Origin of the sequence: Serinicoccus sp. CUA-874, assembly GCF_001942225.1 — a bacterium.
GTDB lineage: Bacteria > Actinomycetota > Actinomycetes > Actinomycetales > Dermatophilaceae > Ornithinicoccus > Ornithinicoccus marinus.
On the sequence record NZ_MKJZ01000033.1, the window covers coordinates 103873 to 122830 of the forward strand.

19 protein-coding genes and 1 pseudogene are annotated in these 18958 nt (G+C 69.5%); 7 read left to right on the forward strand and 13 right to left on the reverse strand.

Annotated elements, in window-relative coordinates; genetic code table 11:
- The first annotated feature begins 24 nt into the window (after positions 1 to 24).
- Both BJF80_RS09360 and BJF80_RS09365 read left to right on the forward strand, forming a co-directional pair.
- Positions 25 to 2574 carry a glycogen/starch/alpha-glucan phosphorylase gene (locus BJF80_RS09360; RefSeq protein ID WP_075813101.1) on the forward strand — a complete coding sequence of 850 codons (2550 nt, stop codon included), beginning with the start codon at positions 25 to 27 and terminating at the stop codon, positions 2572 to 2574.
- A gap of 38 nt (positions 2575 to 2612) precedes the next feature.
- Positions 2613 to 3395 (forward strand): IclR family transcriptional regulator, encoded by a 783-nt coding sequence (locus tag BJF80_RS09365; protein ID WP_075813103.1) that lies wholly within the window; start codon positions 2613 to 2615, stop codon positions 3393 to 3395.
- 10 nt (positions 3396 to 3405) lie between these two features.
- Here BJF80_RS09365 and BJF80_RS09370 read toward each other — a convergent pair whose 3' ends face one another.
- The 9 genes from BJF80_RS09370 to BJF80_RS09410 form a co-directional block, all read right to left on the reverse strand.
- Positions 3406 to 4371: a hypothetical protein gene (locus BJF80_RS09370; protein WP_143554059.1), complete on the reverse strand. Its 966-nt coding sequence runs from the start codon at positions 4369 to 4371 to the stop codon at positions 3406 to 3408.
- A 270-nt stretch (positions 4372 to 4641) separates the two neighbouring features.
- Positions 4642 to 4764, reverse strand: a complete 123-nt coding sequence (locus BJF80_RS20785; protein WP_269087392.1) for a hypothetical protein — start codon at positions 4762 to 4764, stop codon at positions 4642 to 4644.
- 170 nt (positions 4765 to 4934) lie between these two features.
- Positions 4935 to 5453, reverse strand: a complete 519-nt coding sequence (locus tag BJF80_RS09380) for a hypothetical protein (RefSeq protein ID WP_143554060.1) — start codon at positions 5451 to 5453, stop codon at positions 4935 to 4937.
- Positions 5453 to 5947: a hypothetical protein gene (locus BJF80_RS09385; protein ID WP_075813107.1), complete on the reverse strand. Its 495-nt coding sequence runs from the start codon at positions 5945 to 5947 to the stop codon at positions 5453 to 5455. The genes BJF80_RS09380 and BJF80_RS09385 overlap by 1 nt, the downstream gene beginning before the upstream one ends.
- Positions 5940 to 7010: a hypothetical protein gene (locus tag BJF80_RS09390; protein WP_075813109.1), complete on the reverse strand. Its 1071-nt coding sequence runs from the start codon at positions 7008 to 7010 to the stop codon at positions 5940 to 5942. Before BJF80_RS09390 ends, BJF80_RS09385 begins: the two co-directional genes overlap by 8 nt.
- Positions 7011 to 7112: 102 nt before the next feature.
- Positions 7113 to 7616 carry a hypothetical protein gene (locus BJF80_RS09395; protein ID WP_022925777.1) on the reverse strand — a complete coding sequence of 168 codons (504 nt, stop codon included), beginning with the start codon at positions 7614 to 7616 and terminating at the stop codon, positions 7113 to 7115.
- A gap of 9 nt (positions 7617 to 7625) precedes the next feature.
- Positions 7626 to 9578 carry a DNA/RNA non-specific endonuclease gene (locus tag BJF80_RS09400; RefSeq protein WP_075813111.1) on the reverse strand — a complete coding sequence of 651 codons (1953 nt, stop codon included), beginning with the start codon at positions 9576 to 9578 and terminating at the stop codon, positions 7626 to 7628.
- On the reverse strand, positions 9578 to 9895 hold the full coding sequence (locus BJF80_RS09405) for a hypothetical protein (RefSeq protein WP_075813113.1): 318 nt from the start codon (positions 9893 to 9895) through the stop codon (positions 9578 to 9580). Before BJF80_RS09405 ends, BJF80_RS09400 begins: the two co-directional genes overlap by 1 nt.
- A 34-nt stretch (positions 9896 to 9929) precedes the next feature.
- Entirely contained in the window at positions 9930 to 10352 is a 423-nt protein-coding gene (locus BJF80_RS09410) for a hypothetical protein (protein ID WP_075813115.1), read from the reverse strand.
- Positions 10353 to 10467: 115 nt separating this feature from the next.
- Between BJF80_RS09410 and BJF80_RS21580 the strand changes: the two are divergent.
- The 4 genes and pseudogenes from BJF80_RS21580 to BJF80_RS09430 all read left to right on the forward strand — a co-directional run bounded on the left by BJF80_RS21580 (position 10468) and on the right by BJF80_RS09430 (position 13492).
- Positions 10468 to 11756 (forward strand): annotated as a pseudogene (locus tag BJF80_RS21580) (NupC/NupG family nucleoside CNT transporter).
- Between the two features lie 72 nt (positions 11757 to 11828).
- Positions 11829 to 12023, forward strand: coding sequence for a type II toxin-antitoxin system VapB family antitoxin (locus tag BJF80_RS09420; protein WP_237767522.1), 195 nt, complete (start codon positions 11829 to 11831; stop codon positions 12021 to 12023).
- A 55-nt stretch (positions 12024 to 12078) separates the two neighbouring features.
- On the forward strand, positions 12079 to 12477 hold the full coding sequence (locus BJF80_RS09425) for a type II toxin-antitoxin system VapC family toxin (RefSeq protein WP_083673578.1): 399 nt from the start codon (positions 12079 to 12081) through the stop codon (positions 12475 to 12477).
- Between the two features lie 25 nt (positions 12478 to 12502).
- Positions 12503 to 13492, forward strand: a complete 990-nt coding sequence (locus BJF80_RS09430; RefSeq protein WP_075813552.1) for an NAD(P)H-quinone oxidoreductase — start codon at positions 12503 to 12505, stop codon at positions 13490 to 13492.
- A 1032-nt stretch (positions 13493 to 14524) separates the two neighbouring features.
- On the opposite strand, the gene BJF80_RS09435 is transcribed toward BJF80_RS09430, so the two are convergent.
- The gene (locus BJF80_RS09435) at positions 14525 to 15538 is read right to left on the reverse strand and encodes a hypothetical protein (RefSeq protein WP_075813117.1); all 1014 of its coding nucleotides are present in this window, start codon (positions 15536 to 15538) and stop codon (positions 14525 to 14527) included.
- A 24-nt stretch (positions 15539 to 15562) separates the two neighbouring features.
- The gene (locus BJF80_RS09440; RefSeq protein WP_075813119.1) at positions 15563 to 16075 is read right to left on the reverse strand and encodes an NUDIX domain-containing protein; all 513 of its coding nucleotides are present in this window, start codon (positions 16073 to 16075) and stop codon (positions 15563 to 15565) included.
- Between the two features lie 31 nt (positions 16076 to 16106).
- Between BJF80_RS09440 and BJF80_RS09445 the strand changes: the two genes are divergently transcribed.
- Complete coding sequence (locus tag BJF80_RS09445) at positions 16107 to 16577, forward strand: DUF3093 family protein (RefSeq protein ID WP_075813121.1); 471 nt, start codon at positions 16107 to 16109, stop codon at positions 16575 to 16577.
- Positions 16578 to 16593: 16 nt separating this feature from the next.
- Here BJF80_RS09445 and BJF80_RS09450 read toward each other — a convergent pair whose 3' ends face one another.
- Together BJF80_RS09450 and BJF80_RS09455 are read right to left on the reverse strand one after the other, a co-directional pair.
- Positions 16594 to 17244 (reverse strand): hypothetical protein, encoded by a 651-nt coding sequence (locus tag BJF80_RS09450; RefSeq protein WP_075813123.1) that lies wholly within the window; start codon positions 17242 to 17244, stop codon positions 16594 to 16596.
- Between the two features lie 4 nt (positions 17245 to 17248).
- Positions 17249 to 18922 carry an FAD-binding dehydrogenase gene (locus BJF80_RS09455; RefSeq protein WP_075813125.1) on the reverse strand — a complete coding sequence of 558 codons (1674 nt, stop codon included), beginning with the start codon at positions 18920 to 18922 and terminating at the stop codon, positions 17249 to 17251.
- Between the last annotated feature and the right edge of the window lie 36 nt (positions 18923 to 18958).

Below are 18958 nucleotides of genomic sequence, written 5' to 3' on the forward strand. Positions count from 1 at the left end.
AGCGAGGCCCTAGGGTTACGACTCGTGACCTCCACGCACCCGCACCCCGTCATCACCGACGAGAGCCCGTCCGCCGACGCCAACCGGCGCGGCCCCAGCTTCGAGGCGTCGCACGAGCTGGCGACCGGCCCGGTGACCTCGCCGCCGCGCACCGTCGACGGCTTCGTCCGTGAGTTCCTGGACCAGCTCAACTTCGGGCAGGGCGTCAAGCTGTCGCAGTCGACGATCAACGACCAGTACCTCGCGCTCGCCCGGACCGTGCGCTCCTACCTGATGGCGTCCTGGCTGGAGACCGGGCACCGGCGCCGCAAGAACCCCACGCGCATGGTCGGTTACCTCTCGGCGGAGTACCTCCTGGGCCGCCAGCTCGGCAACAACCTGCTCGCCTCGGACCTGCAGGGCATCGCCGAGCAGGCGATGGAGCAGTGCGGCATCGACATGGCGGCGCTGCGCGGCCAGGAGGTCGAGCCCGGCCTGGGCAACGGCGGCCTCGGGCGGCTCGCCGCCTGCTTCGTCGACTCGCTCGCGACGATGGACCAGCCCTGCATCGGCTACGGCATCCGCTACGAGTACGGCATCTTCCGGCAGACCTTCGTCGAGGGCCGCCAGGTCGAGGAGCCGGACAGCTGGCTGCGCCTGGGCAGCCCGTGGGAGTTCCCGCACCCCGAGCGCGCCGTCCAGGTCGGCTTCGGCGGGCATACCGAGACCTCGGGCGACGAGGACGGCACCGAGCACACCCGCTGGGTCCCCGCCTGGCAGGTCCGCGGCGTCCCTTACCACTACATGGTCCCCGGCTTCCGCAACGGCGTCGTCAACACCCTGCGGCTGTGGAGCGCCGAGGCCAACCAGGCCTTCGACCTGCAGACCTTCAACGCCGGCGACTACGCCCAGGCCTCCCGCGCGGAGATCTTCGCGGAGAACATCTCCAAGGTGCTCTACCCCGACGACTCGACGCCGCAGGGCAAGGAGCTGCGGCTGCAGCAGCAGTACTTCTTCGTCGCCTGCAGCCTGCGCGACTTCATCGAGAACACCCTGCCCCGGGACTTCGACCTCCACCGTCTGCCCGAGCGGATCATCTTCCAGCTCAACGACACCCACCCGGTCATCGCGGTGCCCGAGCTCATGCGCATCCTCGTCGACGAGAAGGGCTTCGACTGGGACGAGGCGTGGGACATCACCCAGCAGTGCTTCGCCTACACCTGCCACACGCTGCTCCCCGAAGCGCTCGAGGTGTGGCCCGTCGACCTGCTGGGGCGGCTGCTGCCGCGCCACCTGGAGATCATCTACCGCATCAACGAAGAGTTCCTGCTCGAGGTGCGCGACGCCTTCCCGGGCGACGAGGGCCGGGTGCGGCGGATGTCGATCATCGCCGAGCAGCCGCAGCGCGCGGTGCGGATGGCCTACCTCGCCACCGTCGCGGGCGCCAAGGTCAACGGCGTCGCCGAGCTGCACAGCCAGCTGCTGCGCGACGACGTGCTGCCCGACTTCCACGCGATGTGGCCGGAGAAGTTCACCAACGTCACCAACGGCATCACCCCGCGCCGCTTCCTCTACCTGGCCAACCGGCGGTTGTCGGACCTCATCAACGAGACCATCGGGACCGGTTGGGTCACCGACCTGGAGCAGCTGCGCCAGCTCGAGCCGTATGCCGACGACGCCGACTTCCGGCAGCGGTTCCGGGACGTCAAGGACGCCAACAAGGAGCGGCTCGGCAAGCTGCTGCGCGTCCGTGACGGCATCGAGCTCTCGCAGGACCACCTGCTCGACGTCATGGTCAAGCGGCTTCACGAGTACAAGCGGCAGACCCTCAAGCTGCTGCACGTCGTCTCGGTCTACGAGGGAGTCCTCTCGGGCCGCACTCCGATCGACCAGGTGACCCCGCGCACGGTGCTCTTCGGCGCCAAGGCGGCGCCGGGCTACCACATGGCCAAGGAGATCATCTTCCTCATCAACTCGGTCGCGGAGACGGTGAACACCGACCCGGTGATGGACGGCCGGCTGCAGGTGCTCTTCCCGGCCAACTACAACGTCACCCTCGCGGAGAAGGTCATCCCGGCCGCCGATCTGTCCGAGCAGATCTCGCTGGCCGGCAAGGAGGCCTCGGGCACCGGCAACATGAAGTTCGCGCTCAACGGCGCCCTGACGATCGGCACCCTCGACGGCGCCAACGTCGAGATCCTCGACCTCGTCGGCGAGGACAACTTCTTCCTCTTCGGCATGACCGAGCCGGAGGTCGAGAAACTGCGCCAGCGGGGTTACGTCCCCAGCTCGTTCTACGAGGCGGACCCGGTGCTCAAGGCCACGATCGACCTCATCGGCAGCGGCCACTTCACCGGCGGCGACCGGGGCGCCGTCTCGGCGGTGCTGGACAACCTGCTCAACCACGACCCGTTCATGGCGCTGGCAGGATTCGGGTCCTACCTCGAAGCCCAGGACCGCGTGGAGCGGGCCTACGCCGACCCCGAGGCGTGGAGCCGCTCGACGATCCTCAACGTCGCCCGCTGCGGGTTCTTCTCCTCCGACCGCTCGATGCGCGACTACCTCGACCGGATCTGGCTGCCCGGGGACGCGTGAGCGCCCGCGGAGGCGGGTGAGCGCCTACCCTCGGGAGGATGGGGACCAGCAATGCACCCGCCGCGGGTCACGCGCTGGCCATCCTCACGCTGCTCGCTCGGCACGCGACACCGGTCGCGGCGGCGACGATCGCCCGCGAGCTGGGGCTGCCGCGGTCCACGACCTACCACCTGCTCACGGTCCTCGTCGAGCAGCAGTATGCCGTGCACCTGCCCGAGGAGCGGCGCTACGGCCTGGGTGTCGCCGCCTACGAGCTGGGCTCGGCCTACACCCGGCAGGCGCCGCTGCAACGGCTGGCCCGCCCGCGGCTGACCCGGCTCGCCGACGCGTGCGGGCACAACGCGCACCTGGCGGTGCTGCACGGGCCGGACGTGCTCTACGTCATCGAGGAGCGGGTCGCCGGGCGACCCTCGCTGGTCACCGACGCCGGGGTGCGCCTGCCCGCGACCCTCACCGCGAGCGGGCTGGCGATCCTGGCGGCGCTCCCGGCGGCGCAGGTGCGCGCGCTCTTCCCCTCGCGCGAGGCCTTCGTGCAGCGGCACGAGGAGGGGCCGCGCTCCCTCGTCGAGCTGCGGCGGGTCCTCACCGAGACCCGCGCACGGGGGTATGCCGTCGAGGACGGCCTCGTGACCCCCGGGCTCGCGTCGGTCGCCTCAGCCGTGTTGGACCACTCCGGCCATCCGGTGGCCGGGGTCGCCGTGACCTACCCCGCGGACCGTGACCTGCGGATCGACGCCGTGGTCCGGCTGGTCCGGCAGACGGCGTCCGAGCTGTCGGCGCGGCTCGGTCACCGCGGCCAGGGGCGCTCACCGGTGGGCTGACCGACAGGTATCAACCCCGGCGCCGCAGCCAGCCGAGCACACCGGCACGCTTCTGCCCGCTTCGGTCACCAGGCAGGTTGCCGTGGTCCTGAAGCCGCTCGACCAGCGCCTCCACCTCGTCCTGGTTGAGCTCGAGGTAGTCGTGGACCTGCCGCCAGTAGGGATCGGTCGCCGCCCCTTCCTCCGGTCGTCGCGGCTCGTCCATCACGGCGACGATCGAGCAGGGACCGTCCCGGTCGGCGATCAGTCTCAGCTGGGTCCAGTCCACGCCACCGGCGGCCTCGTACAGCGCCTCGATAGCGTCATGAGCCGTCGAGGTGCGGCCGTACTCTGCCGCGAGCTGCGCTCCGTCCCAGGTGATCACCCGGTTGAGCCGCAGGTTGTTCGGTGCCGTCGACCCGTCCTCCTGCTGGAGTCGCCCGATCCACATCACGACGCGGATCCACGACGAGTGGTCACCGGTCAGGCCGTCCACGATCCGGTCCGCGATCTCGTGCACGCCGGGAACGTCGACCAGGGCGGGCCTGGCCTCCTCCGTCGTCGGCTCCGCCGGCAGCCCCCGGAGCTCCTCACGGTGTCGCTCCAGGTAGTGATGTACCTCGTCCGCCCACGGGTCCTGGAGCGACGTCTGGGCCCTCACCAGGGTGTCGTGGTCGAACTCCGCGCGTGGTTCGGGATCGTCCGCGTCGATCTCGACCCGCATGACGAGCCAACCGGTGTCGTCCTGATCCAGAGCCTCGAGCTGGAGCAGGTCCTGCAGCGGCTCGCTCGCCGGCTCGATGGGCTCCTGCACCAAGACACCGCTGCGATCCCGGAAGATCACGACAGCAGGCGTCATGGTCGCGTCAAGAGATGCCTCGTCGGGCGAGTCGCCCATCTTGGCCCACCATGTGACGATTCTCACCCAGCCGTCGGGGGCTGCATCGCGGTAGGCGTCGGCGAAGCGCTGAAGGTGTAGCCGCGCTTGCTCATCCATCGCAAGAGTCCTCTCGGTTTGAAGCTGACGGCTGGCCGCGACGGTGTCGGAAGAGGCTGAGCACCCCTCGGCCCGACTTCTTCTTCTCACCCGGTAGATCCCCGCTTGCCCGCAGCCGATCCACGAGTGCATCGACCTGGTCACGATTCAGGTCCAGGTAGTCGTGAACCTGTCGGCAGTACGGGCCGCTCGCCGAGTCGTCGAACTGTCGGCGAGGTTCATCATCGACCAGCCGCAGCTCGCGCTGGCCATCACGATCTGCCACCAGTCTCAACTGCGTCCACGGACAGTGACTGTCTTGTCGTCCACGGCCCGCAGCTCGTCCGAGAGCCCGAACGCCTTGCCATAGGCCGCGCCGACCGCGCCGACCGCGCCGTCCACCCAGGACACCACCCGGTTGAGCCTGAGCCTGAGATGAGCAGGTGCCGGGGACCCGTCCGGCTCGGCCAGACGTGCTATCCAGAAGATCACCCTGATTCACGCCGGTTGGCCCCCGACCAGCGTCGCGACGATCTCGTCGAGGTGCGGGGCAAGAGTCCCCTGGAGATCGCCAGTGTCGGCACTCATGCTCCACCTGAAAGCAGCCCGAGAATTCCCCGTCGCGACTTCTTCTCCCCGGGCAGGTCCCCGCTCGCTCGGAGGCGTTCCACGAGCGCGTCGACCTCCTTCCGGTTCAGTTCGAGGTAGTCGTCGACCTGGTGCCAGTACGGGTCGGTTGCCGAGCCTTCGACCTGACGCCGAGGCTCGTCCTTCACCAACTGCACCTGGCGTGCGCCATTGCGGTCGGCCACAATCCCGCACTGCGTCCAGTCCACGTCCTGTGTCAGCTCGTCGATGCGTCGGTACATCGGTGCCGTCCCCAGGCCGGTGTAGTAGTCGGCCACCACCCCGCCGCCTCGGTAGGAGAGCACACGGTTGAGGCGGATGGTGGTGTCCGTGGGCTCGCTGCCGTCCATGAGCCTGCCCACCCAGATGACCACCCGGATCCAGTCGGGGAAGTCCTGGGTGCAGGCGGTGACCATCTGGCCGACCTGCGCATCGAGCTCGCCTGACAGCACTGCAACTCCCTCCACCTTGTTCATCACGACCTGCACCAATTCCACCGACGGCGCGGCTGGTCCTCCGGTGTGCTTGTCGTGGCCGGTCCGCTCATCCGCTCCAGCTCCTCACGGTGCCGCTCCAGGTAGTGATGTACCTCGTCCGCCCACGGGTCCTGGAGCGATGTTTCCGCCCGGACCAGCGTGTCGTGGTCGAACCCCACGCGCGGCTCGTGGCCGTCGGCGTCGATCTCGACCCGCATGACCAGCCATCCTTCTTCCGGCTCCCCCTTGAGCGCCTCGTCCATCGCCTTGACGTGCATCCAGGGAAAATCTGGGGCCAGCGACTCCTGCCGTAGCACACCATCGGCTCCCCTGACGACTACCTCCGCGGGCGACTGGACCGCGCTCATAGACGCCTCATCAGCACTGTCGCCCAACTTGGCCCACCAAGTGACGATGCGCACCCAGCCCTCGGGCGCGGACTCGCGGTAGGCCTCGGCGAAGCGCTGAAGGTGTAGCCGCGCTTGCTCATCCATCGCGAGAGTCCTCTCGGGTCGAAGCTGACGGCTGGCCGCGACGGTGTCGGAAGAGGCTGAGCAGACCGCGTCCGCCACGCGTCTCCTTACCGGGAAGATCCCCGCTTGCCCGCAGCCGCTCCACGAGCGCATCGACTTCGTCACGGTTCAGTTCCAGATAGTCATGCACCTGACGCCAGTACGGGTCGGTTGCCGAGCCCTCGACCTGACGCCGCGGCTCGTCCGTCACGAACTCGACCTGTCGGCCGCCATCTCGGTCTGCGACCAGCCTGAACTGGGTCCAATCGACGTCAGACGTCATCTGCGAAATCGCGCGGTAGGCGTCGTAGTCGTCAAACCCGGTGTAGTACTCAGCGACGACATCACCGTCTTTCCAGCACAGGACCCGGTTGAGGTAGATGTCGCTCTCGGCAGGTGAGCCGTCATCATTCTGAAGTCGGCCGACCCACACCACCGCGCGGATCCACAGCGGGTGCTCGGAGGTGACGAGGGAGACGATCACCTCCACCTGCCGGTCCACCGATGCTGGGTCGCTCATGTGAACATGCTCTCGTGGTCTCTGATCATGTACCCGGGCGGAAGTAGCTGAGCACCCCTCGGCCCCGCTTCTTCTCCCCACCGGGCAGGCGCCGCTGCTTCGCAGCCGCTCCACAAGAGCATCGACCTGCTCACGGTTCAGTTCCAGATAGTCGTGGACCTGGCGCCAGTAGGGGTCAGTCCCTGCGCCCTCAAGGTTTCGCGGCGGCTCGTCGGTCACAAGGTCGATCTGGTGCTTGCCGTCGCGGTCAGCCACAATCCGGCACTGGGCCCAGTCCACGTCATGCGTCAGCGCATCGATACGCCGATAGATCGGAGACATCGTGCGCATCACGGTGTAGTAGTCGGCGACCACCTCGCCACCTGTGTACGACAAGACTCGATTGAGCCGGATGTTGGTGTCGGTGGGGCGCGCCTCGTAGTCCAGACGGCCGATCCAGAGCACGACTCTGATCCAGTTCGGAAACGACTCAGCGAAGGCATCGACGATGTCGCCAACGGCCGTCTCGAGCTCGCTTGAAGACATCGTCTCTCCTCTTTGCTGATGGACCGACATACTCTGCACGCATGAGGGCGTCCAACTAGCGTTTTGCGCTGTGTCGCTGTCAGACCCCCCCGGCGCTCGCCGTCAGGTGCCTGGTCGAAAATAGCTGAGCACCCCTCGGCCCGACTTCTTCTTCTCTCCTGGTAGGTCGCCACTGTCCCGCAGCCGATCCACAAGCGCATCGACCTCCTCCCGGTTCAGTTCGAGGTAGTCGTCGACCTGGTGCCAGTACGGGTCGGTTGCTGAGCCTTCGACCTGACGCCGCGGCTCGTTCGTCACGAACTCGACCTGTCGGCCGCCATCTCGATCTGCGACCAGCCTGAACTGGGTCCAATCGACGTCAGAAGTCATCTGCGAAATAGCGAGATAGGCGTCGTAGTCGTCGACGCCGGCGTAGTACTTCGGAACGACCTCCCCGTCCTCCCAGCACAAAACGCGATTGAGGTAAATGTCACCTTCAGCTGGCGTCCCAGCGCTGTCCTGCAGCCGCCCCACCCACGCCACCGCTCGAATCCACTGCGAGTGTTCGGCAGTTAGGACTGCAACAATGTGCTCAACGTGTTCATCAATCAGCATGTCCTGGCTCATAGTGCTTCCTTACTTGTTGACGAACGGCCCGAAGCGCCGGAGCCGGCCATCGACAAACGCAGTGACTCGAAACTCGGACGGTCTCCAATCGCTGGCGTCGGGGTAGATCGGTCGGATGTCGATGTTGACACTCTTGCCGTGCTTCAGGGCGTCCCGCAATTCTCGCTCCATCTTCGCGTAGGCGCCCTGGTTGAGGTTCGCCAGCCCGTCGTCGATCGGCTTGCCGTTGCCGGGCAGGACGTTGAGCCGGTTGGTCGGGCCACCGAGGGAGTCGGCGATGAGGTGGAAGCCCACATCGGAGTCGCGTGATCCCGGGCCCTTCCCGATGTCGGTCTGCAGCTTGGGGTCGTTACGGCCGACAGGGTTGAGCTTGAGCTCCCCACCGACCTCGATCGGCCTGCCCTCGACATCGGTGCGCCAGGACATCCCGTCGTACTCGTAGCGCACGTTGGGGTGGGGATTGTTGGCAGCCCGGTTGAAGTCGTCCATCGAGTCGAACCGGAAGACGCCGGGCTCGACGTTGTCGGCCTTGGCGAGCAGCTGCACCGACTCATCCATCTGGTTCAGCGGCACGTTGTCGAGGTTCTTGAGGACGGCCTCTGCCGCCTCGCCCGTCAGGACCTTCCGCCCCCACTTGGCACCGGTGGCTGCCTGCCCACCGAGCGGGACCAGTGCCACCATCGACAGCGATCCGTCGACGACATTGCCCTCGGCGTAGTACCAGGCGCCATTCGCGAGGTCGGCGAGTTCGCCGATCCCGGGGATCAGGCCAAGGGCGTCCAGGACAATGTGCCCGGCCGAGGACCACCACGGGTCGTCCTCGCCGCGCGACTCCACCTCCTGCTTGAAGGCCTCGCTCGCCCAGTAGGCGTCGTCGGCGACCTCGGCCGAGTAGACCGATCCCCCCTCGTAGGGGGTGGCGGCGGCCAGGATCATCTGGCCTGCGGCCTCACCGTCGTCGACGGGCCACCTCCGCTGCGAGATGAGGTAGTCCATGAAGACACTCACCTCGTGGTCCTCGCCGTCGACCTCCACCGTCGTCGTGCCCGACTCCTCGAAGATCCGCATCCCCGCCTCGGGATCCTTCGCGACAGCCTCTAGCACCAGTGCCATGGGGTCGTAGGCCTGCGTGCCGTCCGGCAGCGTGGCACCGGCATAGGTGCCCATGGGATGCGCGCTGGCGTTCCACATCCCCTTGTGGCCCTCGTCCCCCGTCTCGTAGTCGTAGAGCGCCTGCGTGAGGTCGACGGTGAAGTCGGTCGACCACCGGCCACGGGACACCACCGCCGCCAGCCGGGAGGCCTGACCGGGCGGCTCGGTCGTGGTGATCGCGTCAATCCACTGCTGGCTCCACCCCTCCGGAGGGGCCACGTCGCCGGTGCCGCGCGAGGCCAGACCCATCGTCTGCCCCAGACCGTCCAGCAGCGCGTCGTAGTCCTGACGCCAGGCCTCCACCTTCTCCTGGTAGTCCGGGTCGTAGCCGGTGCTCACCGGCGGGGTCCCGGCGCCAGCGATGGTGTTGGACAGGTCCTCCAGGTCGACCCGCTCGGCCAGGGCCTGCGCGAAGTAGGGGTCGTTCTGGCCCTCCGCGAGCAGGTCGAGGATCTCCTGCGGGATCTCCCCGCCCTCCTCGAGGTAGTCGGCGACCTTCTTCGCGTCGGCCTCCACCTGGGCCTGGCTCTTGGTGGAGACGTCGTCCTCGTCGAACTGGGCATACATCTGCACGCCCGGGGTCGAGGCCTCGATCTGCTGCGCCATCGCCAGTCGCCGGTGTAGGCCGCGCACCTCATCGTCGGCCCAGCTGAGCACGTCGTCGACCCGGGAGAGCGAGCCGGTCCCGAGCATGACCCCGCTGAGGTTGCCGGACACCGTGCTCCGGTCGAGCGGCAGGTCGGAGCGCACCTTCTCCACGCCCGCGACGAGGTCGGTGAAGCCCGGGATGTGGATCGAGCAGGTCGCCATCAGCGCAACCCCGCCATATTCTGCCACCGGGTCTGCCAGGCGGTCGACTCCACCCGCTCGGGCTGGCCCGCGATCGCGTCGTCGAAGTCCTGGATGGCGTCGCCACGCACCCGCCCCAGGGTCCGCTTGTGCTCCGCCAGCGCCGCGCCGAAGTCGTCGGCCGTCGTGCTCACCCAGCACCCCGACGACATGGCCCGGTCGGCCTTGTCGAGGGCCTCCTTGATGTCACCGGCCGGGTCGACCGACCGGTTCCGCGCCTGCTCCAGTGCCGTCCGGTACGGGTTGGGCACCATGGTGACCTCGTCGTCGCCCGCCATCGCGCTCCCCCTTCGTCCTGGTATGCCCGCGCGCTCAGCGCTGCGGGCGCTCGCCGTGCTCGGCGACCCACGTCGCCAGGTAGTTCTGGAACCGCCCCATCGACTCCTCGTCCTCGATGCCGAGGCTGCGCTTGGGCTGGCCGTAGCCGAAGGAGGTGCGGAACGCCCCGTCGGCGTCCACCTCGAGGTCGAGCACGCTCCACCGATCCCCGGAGGAGCCCATGCCCTCGTGCAGCTCGACGACCAGGTCGTAGAGCGGCTCGTCGAAGTCGAGCTGCCCGATCCCCCAGCGGTCCTGCAGGTCGACCACCGCCAGGGTCAGGTAGTTGAGGTTGACCTGGCCGTCGACCCGGGTCGCCTCCCAGTTGCCCACGAGCCGGGCCCACCCGGCCGGCGCGATCTCGACGAAGCGCTGCGCGACCGCGCGCACCGCCTGCTGCTGCTCACTCGGCTCCACGACCGCTCCCCTCGCTGTCGACTGGTCGTGGCCACAGACTAACCACCCTGACCCCGACCCCGCACCACGCGGTACGGTCGGCGCTACCCACGACGAGGCATACCAGGAGGTCACGATGGACGTGCTCTGGGGAATCGGCGGCATGGCGGCGCTCATCGCGCTCGCGCTGCTGCTCTCGACCAACCGCCGCGCCGTGCGCTGGCGCACCGTGCTCGCGGCCCTGGGCATCCAGGTGCTCTTCGGGATCCTCGTCCTCTACTGGTCCTGGGGGCAGCGGGCGCTGGAGCAGGTCTCGCAGGGCGTGCAGGCGGTCATCAACTCCTCCAACGCCGGCATCCAGTTCGTCTTCGGGCCGGTGCTGCCCCAGGGGGAGGACGCCGGGGTCGTCTTCGCCTTCCAGGTGCTGCCGGTCATCATCTTCTTCGCCTCACTGACGGCGGTGCTCTACCACTTCAAGATCCTGCAGTTCGTCGTGGAGAAGCTCGGCGCAGCCTGGGCGCGGCGCTCGGGACCCGCAAGGCCGAGTCGGTCAACGCCGCCGCCAACATCTTCGTCGGCCAGACCGAGGCGCCGCTGGTCATCCGCCCCTACCTCAAGGGGCTCACCCGATCGGGCCTGTTCGCCGTCATGGTCGGCGGGCTCTCCACGGTCGCGGGCTCGGTCCTCGTGGGCTACTCGCTGCTCGGCGCGCCGCTGGAATACCTCATCGCAGCGTCCTTCATGGCGGCCCCGGGGGCGCTGATGATGGCGAAGCTCGTCCTGCCGGAGGAGATCCCGGAGGCGGCTGAGCGGCAGGACCGGCTGGTGAGCGACGAGCCGGCGGACCCCGAGGGCGACAAGGACGGCGACGGCATACCGAACGACGAGGACGACCTGGAGGGGATGGAGTACCGCAACGTCATCGACGCCGCCGCCTCGGGCGCCGCAGACGGGCTCAAGCTCGCGCTCAACATCGGCGCGATGCTGCTCGCCTTCATCTCGCTCATCGCGCTGGTCAACCTGCTCATCGGCACGGTCGGCGGCTGGTTCGGCCAGCCGGACCTCACCTTCGAGCAGATACTCGGGTATGCCTTCGCCCCCCTCATGACGGTCATCGGCGTGCCGTGGGGCGAGGCGACCACCGCCGGTAGCTTCGTCGGGCAGAAGGTCATCGTCAACGAGTTCGTCGCGTTCTCCAACTTCGCGCCGATCATCGACCAGCTCAGCCCCAAGACCGCGGCCATCGTGACCTTCGCGCTGACCGGCTTCGCCAACCTGGGATCACTCGGCATCCTGCTCGGCGGCCTCGGCTCGCTGGTCAAGGACCGGCGCCGCGAGATCGCCGAGCTCGGGATCCGCGCCATCCTCGCCGCGACGCTGGCCAACCTCATGAGCGCCGCGATCGCGGGCATCGTCATCGGGTAGCGCCCTCCGGTTGGCCCAGGCTCCCACCTGATCTGCCTCGCTGTCCTCCTTTCTTCCTCGTATGGTGGACCCATGGCGCTGAACATCAAGGATGCCGAGACGGACCGATTGGCTCGGGAGCTCGCCGACGCCACGGGCGAGTCCATCACCGTGGCCGCGAGGCGCGCGATCGAGGAGCGCCTGGCCCGGGTCACCGCTCTTGCCCGGGCCGAGAAGGGCACGGACGAGCTCGAGGGGATCATCGACAGAGGACGTCGCGTCCCGTGATCGACGCGCGGACGCCGGAGGACATCGTCGGTTACGACGAGGCGGGGCTGCCCGGGTGACGATCGTTCTGGACACGTCGGCGGTCGCCGCCGTCATCTTCGGCGAGCCCGACGCCGAAACCCTCCTCCGAGTCATGCAGCGGGCCGCCGGGGACCTCCTGATGAGTGCCGCGACATCCGTCGAGGTCGGCATCGTCGTGGAGACCCGGCAAGGCCGGGAGGCGACCCAGGATCTGAGACTGCTGCTGGACCGGCTCGGGGTCGACATCGCACCGCTCGACGCTGCACAGGCGTCGATCGCCGTCGACGCCTGGCGCCGCTTCGGCAAGGGGCGCCACCCAGCATCCCTCAACCTGGGTGACTGCTTCGCCTACGCCGCCGCACAGAGCCGAGATGCCCCGCTGCTGTTCAAGGGGGGTGACTTCGCTCAGACGGACGTCAGGTCAGCGCTGTGAGCTGAAGCCTCCTAGGGTGAGCAGCATGCGAGCCATCACGATCCCCGAGCCCGGTGAGGCCGACGCCCTCGTCCCCGCCGACGTGCCCGCCCCTGCCGCGAGCGCCGGCGAGGTCCTCGTCGACGTCGTCGCCGCGGGGGTGAACCGCGCCGACGTGCAGCAGCGCAAGGGGGTCTATCCCCCGCCGCCCGGTGCCTCCGAGCTCCCCGGGCTGGAGGTCAGCGGCCGGATCAGAGCGCTCGGCGAGGGGACCGAGGACTCGGGGTGGTCGATCGGTGAGGAGGTGTGCGCGCTCCTCGCCGGCGGAGGGTATGCCGAGACCGTCGCCGTCCCGGTCGGCCAGCTGCTTCCCGTGCCCGACGGCATACCCGTGGCGGACGCCGCTGCGCTGCCCGAGGTGGCGTGCACCGTCTGGAGCAACCTGGTCATGGAGGCCGGGCTGGGCGAGGGCGAGACCGCGCTGCTCCACGGCGGCTCCAGCGGCATCGGCACCATGGCGATCCAGGTCGCGAAGGCGCTCGGCGCCCGGGTGGCAGTCACCGCCGGATCGGCGGACAAGCTGGCCGCCTGCCGCGAGCTGGGGGCGGAGGTGCTCATCAACTACCGCGAGCAGGACTTCGTGGAGGAGCTGCGGGAGGCGACCCGGGGCGGCGGCGCCGACGTCATCCTCGACGTGGTGGGCGCGAAGTACCTCACCGACAACGTCCGCGCGCTCGCGCACGACGGCAGACTGGTCGTCGTTGGGCTCCTCGGCGGCCGCACCGGCGAGCTGGACCTCGGGTCCCTGCTGATGAAGCGGGCGACGGTCATGGCGACCTCGCTGCGCTCCCGGTCCTTGGGCAACAAGGCGGAAATCGTGCGGCAGGTGCGCGAGCACGTGTGGCCCTGGATCGAGGACGGTCGGGTCCGGCCCCTCATCCAGTCGCGACACCCGCTGGAGGACGCCGCGGCCGCGCACCGCGAGATGGAGGCCAGCGAGCACATCGGCAAGATCCTGCTCACCGTCGCGCCGTGAGCGTGGCATCGAGCACACCCGGGGCCTACGGCGCTCGAGCGGCGGAGTACGCCGCCTTCGTCGACGGTCTCGACCTCAGCGCGGATCTCCTTCGAGGTGGATGGCACCGACGACCCTGCCCCCGATGCCCGGTATGACGGCATCCTGGCGTGGTACTCCCTCATCCACCTCACCCCGGGCGCCGTCGGACCTGCCCTGGCTCAGGTGCGGAGGGGCGCTGCGCCCCGGCGGTGGCCTCCTGCGTCATGAGATGAGCGGGCCCAAACTCCACGTCATCCTCGAGCACGCACCCGGAGACGGCTTCGCCTTCTCAAGAAGGCAGACATGATCGAACTGCCCCCAGCATGGGCTCGGCGTCACCTGCCGCCCCCTCGTACAGGGAGGTAGAGAGTTCATTCGAGACCTTGAAAAAGGACTGGGAATCAGCCAACCCAACCAAGAACTTTACCGACATCTCGCGTGCAGATCTCGGTATCACCCAGTCAGAATCGGGATCTCCCACGTTTCGCCCTGTTGATCCATCCGTACTGCGTCAACTTGAGCCCCAACTCGCAGCGCCGGCAGAGAACTTGGTCAGCGAAGGGCCTGGCGAAGGCGGCTCCGAACTCGGCCCTAGCGTATCGGCTGGATGGAATGACATTGGATTCTACGTGCAGTTCAACCGATGTGGGCAAGGTGGCCGCTACCATTGCTGCTTCAGTTTGGCTGAGTGACAATGCTCGATGCCCCACCAATAGGCCGCATCTGCGACTGTACCCGAATTAAACTTGGTACAGTCACTGCAGGGAATAAGAGTGACAACTGTCGACGGAGGAACTGGAGATGTCCAACTGGACCGTTGGAGTGCTGGCGGCAGTAGCGTTCGCTGCTGGTGCTGCTGGGTACTACTGGACAGACCACCTGGCGCCAGGACCCAGAAGGATCGTGATGCGGACTCTTTTCATGACGTTGCTCGCGACTCCCGGCATCATCCTGAGCGTCGCCATGCTGAAACGACGTTCTCGATGAGGTGCTTGTCCCACGACAGGCGACTCACTCGACCATGAGGTACTCCACCTCGGGGTCGAGCTCGGCCACCTCCTCGGGCGTCATGAGCGGGCCGAACTCGACGTCCTCCTCGAGGAAGAGCTTGAAGCCGCCGTGCACGTGCTCCGGGGTGGACTCGTTGACCAGGTCGTAGGTGGAGACCTTGTCCTGCGGGTGCCCGATGCCGTCCACCGACTTGATCGCCGCGACACCGTCGTGCTCGGTCAGCGCCGCCTCGTCCTGCACGACGCTCGCGTGGACCTGGTGGTAGACCATCGCCTTCTCCGGCAGGTCGTGCTCCTCCACCAGCCCGGCGAGGTATGCCGCGACCTCGTCCAGCTCGGCGCCGGTCGTGCTGCCGTAGACCTCGCCGGGGACCTGCCCGGGCGACACCGCCCACTCCGGGTCGAGGGCCACCCCCACGTCCGGGTCGACCAGCCACTCCTCGAAGTCGCGCACCTCGTCCGGGAAGGGGACCGCGCCGGTCTGGATGTTGAGCAGCAGCATCGCGTCGTGCCGGCGGGCCAGGTCGAGGTGGTCCTCGATCATCTGGTCGGTGACCTGCGTGCGGAAGCTGCCGTCGGCACCGGGCACCGGGTGCGCGATCGAGACCACGAGCTCCAGCACCGGCAAGATCTCCCGGTCGCCGGCGAAGCGGGCCAGCTCGGTCTCGATCTCCGCCGCGCGCTCGTCGGGGTCGCCGATGCCCAGCCGGCCCATCGCCGGGGAGTCGGGATGTCCGACATACCCCACGAGGCGGAAGTCCGGGAAGATCTCCCGGCCGCCGCGCGGCAGCTCGGCGGGTTCCTCGGTCGTGGGCGCCACCTCGGCCGACGACTCCTCGCCGCCCTCGCCCTCTCCCCCGTCGGGCGCCTCCCCGTCGTCGGGCTCGGGCGCCGCCGAGGTGGCACCTGCCTGCGTGCCAGCCGCTCCCTCCCGGGCGCCTCCGTCGTCCCCGCCACCGCAGGCCCCCAGCGTCAGCGCGCCGACCAGCGCGAGAAGAGTAAGAGGTCGTCGCATAGCCACCACTGTGACAGCCGTGCCCTAGCGCGGCAGGTCGAGCAGCCGCCCCGGGCGTGGCGCGTCCGCGGCCCGGGCCAGCACGTCCAGGATGCCTCGGGTGTCCCGGTCGGCCGGCCCGAGCTCGGCCCGGCTGGTCCACCGGGCCTTGCGCGCCTCGGTCGCGAGCGCCAGGTCGGGCCGCTGGTCCAGACGCACCCGGAAGACCACGTCGACCCCCTGCTCCACCGGGTCGACCCGCACCGTGACCGGGTCACCGGGGTCGACGTCGAGCCCGACCTCCTCGGCGACCTCCCGCCGCACCGCGTCCGCCGGCTCCTCCGCACGGCCCAGGAGGCCGCCGGGCAGGCTCCAGCCGCGCCGGTGCGGCTGCCACAGGACGAGGAACTCCCCGTCGTGCTCCAGGACGCACACCGCTCCGACGGTGTAGCTCGGGGCGACGGTGCGGACCACGGCCCGCTTCAGCGGCCCCGGCGTCACCCGGAAGCCGAGCAGCGCGGCCGTGCTCGCCTTGCGGCGCAGGGTCGCGAAGTCCACGGGTGCAGCCAACCACACCTACGATGGCGACATGGATGACCGGGTCCACTACCGCCATCGCCCGATCCCGGCCGTGGCCTGGGTCATCCTTGCCGTCGTCACGGTCACCCTGGCTGGCTGGATGTGGCGTCAAGACCCGCGGAACGCGCCGATCATGCTCGCCCTGCTCGTCACGTTGGCCGGCATCACCGCCTTGACGCTGTTCAGCATCAACCTCTACGGGCAGCTGCGGATCACCGACCGGGAGTTCCGCGTCGGTCGGGACCGGATCCCGCTGAGCACGATCGACCCGTGGAGCGTAAGTGGCCCAGGTGAGGACCAGGTCCGCGGCCAGACGGTCGGAGGCGGGTATGCCGTGCCGCTGGGTATGAAGAGCGTCGGCATGGTGGTTGACGGACAGGGGCCGGTGGTGGTCCCCACCCGCGAGCCGGAGCGCCTGCGAGGGGCGCTGCGCCAGTTACTGCTGCACGAGGACCGGGAGACGCCGCGGCACCGGCCATGAACGGCGTCGACGCGCCTCACCAGAAGTCGAGGTTCGCCGTCCGCAGCCCCGCAGGCGCGACTCCGCGGTAGAGCCCGTCGGTCGTCCACATCAGGCTGATCACGAGCTCTGCGACCGTAACCCCCTCGACCCAGGCCACCTCCAGCGAGTCCGGGGTCCCGGAGCCGAAGCTGTCGAGCAGCGGAGGGAGACGGTGCTCGGTCAGGACGGTCCCGTCGGCACGCGCCAGCCCGGCACGGTGCGTCCCCCGGGTCACCTCCTGGTCGGGGCGCGGCACGCGCGGTCCACGCACGGTATACGTCCAGGCGTCTTCTCCAGCCGTGGCCACGAGCTGCTCACGCGCCCGGAGCGGCGAGCGCGAGCGCGGCTCCACGGGCTGCCGCTCGCACCCGACGTCGACGCCGTCGAGGCGTAGCGGCATCACGGCATACGGGAACGGCAGCGGGTGCCGCTGCTCCGCCTCGCCGCAGGCCACCTCCTGGCAGTCCCACCGGCCACGAGCTCCCGCCCGGTCCTCCAGAGCCAGCGACAGCGTCCCCCGTGGACCGAGGTCGTAGGAGCCGCGCGCCATCTCGCGCGGATCCAGGGGGCTGCGCCGGAAGCACTCGGTCGGCGTGTGGGGCATCGTGCCGCTCCCGGCCGACAGGGTCGCGCCCCAGGCCGTCATCGGCTCATGCCGCGGCCGCCCGGCCCGCCGCGCGCCCGGTGAAGAGGCACCCGCCAAGGAAGGTGCCCTCCAGCGACCGGTAGCCGTGCACCCCGCCGCCGCCGAAGCCGGCGACCTCGCCGGCGGCATACAGGCCGGGGATCGGGTCGCCGCGGTCGTCGAGCGCGCGGGAGTCGAGGTCGGTCTGCACCCCGCCAAGGGTCTTGCGGGTCAGGACGCGCAGCCGCACGGCGACCAGCGGCCCGTGCCTCGGGTCCAGGAAGCGGTGCGGCGCTGCGGTCCGGATGAGCTTGTCGCCCAGCGAGGCCCGTGCCGCCCGCACCAGCGCCACCTGCACGTCCTTGCCGTAGCCGTTGGCGAGCTCGCGGTCGCGCGCCTCGACCAGCGCCCGGACGTCCGCCGGGTCGAGCAGGTCTTCGCCGGTCAGCGCGTTCATGCGCGCGACGAGCTCCTCCACGGTGCTCGCCTCGACGACGTCGGCGCCGTGGTCGACGAAGGCCTGCACCGTGGCCGGCACGTCGGTCGTCACCCTGCCCAGCACCTGCCGCACCGAGCGCCCGGTGAGGTCGGGGTTCTGCTCCGACCCGGAGAGCGCATACTCCTTGCCGAGCACGGTCCGGCTCGCCACGAACCAACTGTGGTCGTGGTCCGGTGCCGTCCTGCGCAGGTGCGCGAGGGTGCCGAGGGTGTCGAAACCGGGCAGGTAGGGCGCCGGGAGCCGCCGGCCGGTCGCGTCCAGCCACAGGCTGCTCGGGCCCGGCAGGATCCGTATGCCGTGCCCGGGCCACACCGGCGAGTGGTGGGGTATGCCCTCGACGTAGTGCCACATCCGGTCCCGGTTGACCAGCCGCGCACCAGCCCCCTCGAGCGGGTCGAGCATCGAGCCGTCGACGTAGGCCGGGACACCGGTCACCACCTCCCGCGGCGCCGGCCCGAGCCGCTCCGGCCAGAACCGCCTGACCAGGTCGTGGTTCGCCCCGATCCCGCCGGAGGTGACCACGACCGCGCCCGCCACGAGCTCCGCCTCGCCGACGACCTCGCGGGAGGTGGGCATACCCCGCTCCACCGGGTCCTCCGCGAGCACGTCGCAGCGCACCCCGGTCACCGCCCCGTCGGTGCTGACCAGCCCGGTCACCCGGTGACGTCCGCGCAGCCGGACCAGCCCGGCCGCGACCCCGTCCCGCACGACCCGCTCGAACGGCTCGACCAGCCCCGGCCCGGTGCCCCACGTCAGGTGGAAGCGCGGCACGGAGTTGCCGTGACCGGTGGCGGTGCCGTCGCCCCGCTCGGCCCACCCGACGACCGGGAAGAGGCGCACGCCCCGCTCCCGCAGCCAGGCGCGCTTCTCCCCCGCCGCCCACTCGACGTAGGCCCGGGCCCAGCGCCGCCCCCAGTCGTCCTCGCCGGGGTCGTCGACGTCACCGAGCCGGTCCCACCCTGCGCTGCCGCACCAGTCCTGCCACGCGAGCTCGACCGAGTCGTGGATGCGCATCCGCCGCTGCTCCGGGCTGTCCACGAGGAAGAGCCCGCCGAAGCTCCACCACGCCTGCCCGCCGAGGTGCGCGGTGGACTCCTGGTCGACCAGGACCACCCGGCGCCCGCGGGCGACCAGCTCGGCGGTGGCGACCAGCCCTGCCAGCCCCGCCCCGACCACGACCACGTCCGCGTGCTCTGCCATGCCCGCCGACGTTACCCCGCACGGCTGCGCGTGGGG